The organism is Rhizobium sp. A37_96 (assembly GCF_053521765.1).
In genome coordinates this window covers 1-701 of record NZ_JBNWDS010000055.1, presented here as the reverse complement: position 1 = coordinate 701, position 701 = coordinate 1, and the positions used below count along the sequence as shown (strand labels likewise).

The window sequence follows — 701 nt, the reverse complement described above, 5'->3', positions numbered from 1 at the left end:
GAGGTCGCGGTTAACATGATCAACATGAACAAGTGGTACGGCGACTTCCATGTGTTGCGCGATATCAATCTGAAGGTCATGCGCGGCGAGCGCATCGTCATTGCCGGCCCGTCCGGCTCGGGAAAATCGACGATGATCCGCTGCATCAACCGTCTGGAAGAACACCAGAAGGGCCAGATCGTCGTCGACGGCGTCGAGCTCACCAACGATCTGAAAAAGATCGATGAAGTGCGCCGCGAAGTCGGCATGGTGTTCCAGCACTTCAATCTCTTCCCGCACCTGACGATCCTCGAAAACTGCACGCTGGCCCCGATCTGGGTACGCAAGATGCCGAAGAAGCAGGCGGAAGAAATCGCCATGCACTTCCTGACCCGCGTCAAGATCCCCGAGCAGGCCAAGAAATATCCGGGCCAGCTTTCCGGCGGTCAGCAGCAGCGCGTGGCAATCGCCCGCTCGCTGTGCATGAACCCGAAGATCATGCTGTTCGATGAGCCGACCTCGGCACTCGACCCGGAAATGATCAAGGAAGTGCTCGACACGATGGTCGGTCTTGCCGAGGAAGGTATGACCATGCTGTGCGTCACCCACGAAATGGGCTTCGCCCGCCAGGTCGCCAACCGCGTCATCTTCATGGACCAGGGCCAGATCGTCGAACAGAATTCGCCGAAGGAATTCTTCGACAATCCGCAGCATGAGCGCAC

1 protein-coding gene is annotated in these 701 nt (G+C 58.2%); it reads left to right on the top strand.

The features are described from left to right. The coding region (locus ACQZ6J_RS33895; RefSeq protein ID WP_449087239.1) for an amino acid ABC transporter ATP-binding protein at positions 1-701 on the top strand (701 nt) is incomplete at both ends.